The sequence below is a fragment of the Mesorhizobium sp. M7A.F.Ca.CA.002.09.1.1 genome, assembly GCF_003998555.1.
Lineage (GTDB): Bacteria > Pseudomonadota > Alphaproteobacteria > Rhizobiales > Rhizobiaceae > Mesorhizobium > Mesorhizobium ciceri.
Genome location: NZ_RZRR01000629.1, coordinates 1 through 3,405, shown reverse-complemented (window position 1 = coordinate 3,405; position 3,405 = coordinate 1). Strand labels below are relative to the sequence as shown.

At 63.9% G+C, this 3,405-nt stretch carries 4 protein-coding genes; all 4 read left to right on the top strand.

Going from position 1 to position 3,405, the window contains the following annotated elements; all coding sequences use genetic code 11:
• On the top strand, positions 1–349 hold a 349-nt coding region (locus tag EN994_RS23430; RefSeq protein ID WP_164746109.1), incomplete at its 5' end, for a lytic transglycosylase domain-containing protein.
• 5 nt (positions 350–354) lie between these two features.
• Positions 355–843, top strand: a complete 489-nt coding sequence (locus EN994_RS23425; protein ID WP_024504138.1) for a GNAT family N-acetyltransferase — start codon at positions 355–357, stop codon at positions 841–843.
• 282 nt (positions 844–1,125) lie between these two features.
• Positions 1,126–2,394 (top strand): ABC transporter substrate-binding protein, encoded by a 1,269-nt coding sequence (locus EN994_RS23420; RefSeq protein ID WP_063170315.1) that lies wholly within the window; start codon positions 1,126–1,128, stop codon positions 2,392–2,394.
• A gap of 46 nt (positions 2,395–2,440) precedes the next feature.
• Positions 2,441–3,403, top strand: a complete 963-nt coding sequence (locus tag EN994_RS23415) for a sugar ABC transporter permease (RefSeq protein WP_063168799.1) — start codon at positions 2,441–2,443, stop codon at positions 3,401–3,403.
• Positions 3,404–3,405 lie beyond the last annotated feature (2 nt).

Here is a 3,405-nt window from a genome sequence, read left to right as displayed (position 1 = left end):
GATCTACCAGGTGCCGGTGGACCTGGTGCGCCATGTCGTCAACCGCGAGAGCACCTTCAACCCGAAAGCCTACAACAACGGCCATTGGGGACTGATGCAGATCAAGCACGCGACGGCACGCGGCATGGGCTATGACGGACCGGCCAAGGGCCTGTTCGACGCCGAAACCAATCTAAAATACGCGGTCAAATATCTGCGCGGCGCCTGGCTGGTGGCCGGCGGCAACGCCAAGAAGGCCGACTGGCTCTATCAGACCGGCTATTATTACGACGCCAAGCGCAAGGGCCTGCTCGAGGCGACCGGCCTTGGCCGCGACCGCCAGCGCCGTCGCCTGCAACCCGACGCCTGAGCGCGATGCCTGAACCGCGCCCGCCGGCCCTGAACGACATCCGGCTGCGCAAGATCCTCGATGAGACGCTGGTTCCGCCGCACTGGCCCGACGGCTTTGTCATGCGCAGTTTCGAGCCTGGTGACGCGCCCGCCCTGCATGCGCTTTTGACGGAAGTGTTCGATGACGGCGCCGATGGTCCGTTCGACGAGTGGTGGCCGCGTATCGCGGACGATCCCGAATTCGACCCGGCGCTGTGCTTCCTCGTCATCGACGCCAAGGGCCGGCTGGCGGCGGCGGCGCTGTGCTGGACCCGCGCCTTCGTCAAGGATCTTGCCGTTCATCCCGAGGCGCGCGGCAAGGGTGTTGCCGAAGCGCTGATGTGGCACGCCTTCGCCGTTTTTCGCGAACGCGGCGCCGACCATGTCGACCTCAAGACCAACACGGTCGAGAATCCCGCCGCCGTCCGGCTCTATGAGCGGCTGGGGATGATGCCTGTCGCCTGGGAAGGCTAGGGTGTGCTGATATTCAGGTGATGCCGGCCTGCAAATGATGGCTTCCTGCGCTTCCGGTGCTCACGTACCCAAAAGTACGCTCCGCTCCGGTTCTCGGAAACCACCATTTTCGACTCGGCCTGACCTGAATCTCAACACCCCCTGATGGGTGTCGCCTCACGCAGGAACGGCGCGATTTGGGAACCCAAAGCGCCGCTTCGCATTCAATGGAAGGCGGGGTCCGACAAGCTGCCGGCGCGTGGAGTGTTTCCTGTCGCCGGCTGCGGAGGGACATCCATCACCATGAAGTTTTCTCACGCATTCCTGGCGCTCGGCGTCGCCGCCATGCTGATTGGTACGCCGGCGCGGGCCGTCGAGCTGTCGATGGTGTCGGGCGATACCGGCGACGGCATCAAGGTGCTGCGCGAGATCCTCGACCGTTACGAGAAAGACAGCGGCAACAAGGTCAACATCGTCGTCATGCCGACGTCCGGGACCGACCAGTTCGGCCAGTACCGGCTGTGGCTTGCCGCCGGAAACAGCGACATCGACGTCTACCAGACGGACGTGATCTGGGCGCCGCAGCTCGCCAGCCAGCTCGTCGATTTGACCGCAGCGACCAGGGACATCGTGGCCGAGCATTTCCCGTCGATCATCCGGTCGCAGACCGTCAATGGCAAGCTCGTCGCCTTGCCGATCTTCACCGATGCGCCGGCGCTCTACTACCGCAAGGATCTCCTCGACAAATATGGCGCCAAGGTGCCGGCCACCTGGAAGGAACTGGCGGACACCGCCAGGCTGGTCATGGATAAGGAACGTGCAGCCGGCAATCGGGATATCTGGGGCTTCGTCTTTCAGGGCAACGCCTATGAGGGGCTGACCTGCGACGCGCTCGAATGGGTGATGTCGAATGGCGGCGGCCAGATCATCGAGCCGGACGGCTCCATCTCCATCAGCAATCCAAAAGCGGCGGCGGTGCTCGATATGGTCAAGGGCTGGGTCGGGACCATCGCGCCGCCCGGCGTGCTCGCCTACCAGGAAGAGGAATCGCGCGGCGTCTGGCAGACCGGCAACGCGGTGTTCATGCGCAACTGGCCCTATGCCTATGCGCTCGGCAACGGCGAGGGCTCGCCGATCAAGGGCAAGTTCGACGTGGCGCCGCTGCCGGCCGGCACCGGCGAAGGCGCCCGACCGGTCGCGACGCTGGGTGGCTGGAACCTCGCGGTCTCCAAATATTCGAAGCATCCGGATGCCGCGATCGAGCTGGTCAAGTTCATTGCCTCGCCCGCGATGCAGAAATACCGCGCGCTGAAGACGTCCAATCTGCCGACCATCCAGGCGCTGTATGACGATGCCGACATTGCCATGGAACACCCGATTATTCCGCGCTGGAAGCAGATCTTTCTCAATGCGGTGCCGCGCCCCTCGGCCGCCACCAGGATCAAATACAACGAGGCGTCGAGCCAGTTCTGGAACGCTGTTCACAACACGCTCTCGGGCGACGGCACTGCCGCCGACAATCTGGCCGACCTCGAAGCGACGCTGACCAAGCTGAAGGGCCGAGGCTGGTGACGATACTGGGACAGCCGGCCGGCGGGACCGCAGCGAGCGGAGCGAGATGACAGGGATGAAACCGGAAACAGCCAAGGCCGCGCACGCGCCGTTGAGGGCACAGCGCGTTCGCTCGGCGTGGCTTTTCCTGGCGCCAATGCTTCTGGTGCTCGCCGCGGCGGCCGGCTGGCCGCTTGCCCGCACGGTCTATTTCAGCTTCACCGACGCCTCGCTGGCCGATCTCGACGCGCGCCAATGGGTCGGCTTCGCCAATTACTTTTCGGTACTTCACATGCCAAGCGGCCGGACCCTCTATGACGGGTTGCTGGTCGACCCTGTCTGGTGGCGTGCCGTCTGGAACACGGTGCGCTTCACCGTGATTTCGGTGACCTGCGAGACCATCCTCGGCACCATCGTTGCCCTGGTTCTCAACGCCGAATTCAGAGGCCGCGGCATCGTCAGGGCGGCGATCCTGATCCCCTGGGCGATCCCGACGATCGTCTCGGCGAAGATGTGGCAATGGATGCTCAACGACCAGTTCGGCATCATCAATGTGGTGCTGCTCAATCTCGGCCTGATCAGCACCAAGATCGCCTGGACGGCCAACGCCGACACCGCGATGGCGGCGGTCCTCATCGTCGATATCTGGAAGGCGACGCCATTCATGACGCTGCTCATCTTGGCCGCGCTGCAGATGCTGCCGAGGGAGATCATCGAGGTCGCCAGGCTCGACGGCGCCAACCCCTGGCAGATCTTCTGGCGGGTGACCTTGCCGCTGATCCGTCCCGCGCTGTTGGTGGCGGTGATCTTCCGCGCGCTCGATGCGCTGCGTATCTTCGACCTGATCTATGTGCTGACGCCCAACAATGTGCACACCAAGTCGATGTCGGTGTTCGCCCGCGAGAACCTGTTCGAGTTCGACAAGTTCGCCTATGGCTCCGCCGCCTCGACCCTGCTCTTCCTCATTCTCGCTCTGCTTACCATCGTCACCATCCGGATCGGCCGGATCAGCCTGGACGGGGACCGCTGAGA

Excerpts from the sequence above, each read along its gene's own strand:
- EN994_RS23425 (WP_024504138.1), top strand. The coding sequence starts at position 355 with ATGCCTGAACCGCGCCCGCCGGCCCTGAACGACATCCGGCTGCGCAAG.
- EN994_RS23420 (WP_063170315.1), top strand. The coding sequence starts at position 1,126 with ATGAAGTTTTCTCACGCATTCCTGGCGCTCGGCGTCGCCGCCATGCTG.
- EN994_RS23415 (WP_063168799.1), top strand. The coding sequence starts at position 2,441 with ATGACAGGGATGAAACCGGAAACAGCCAAGGCCGCGCACGCGCCGTTG.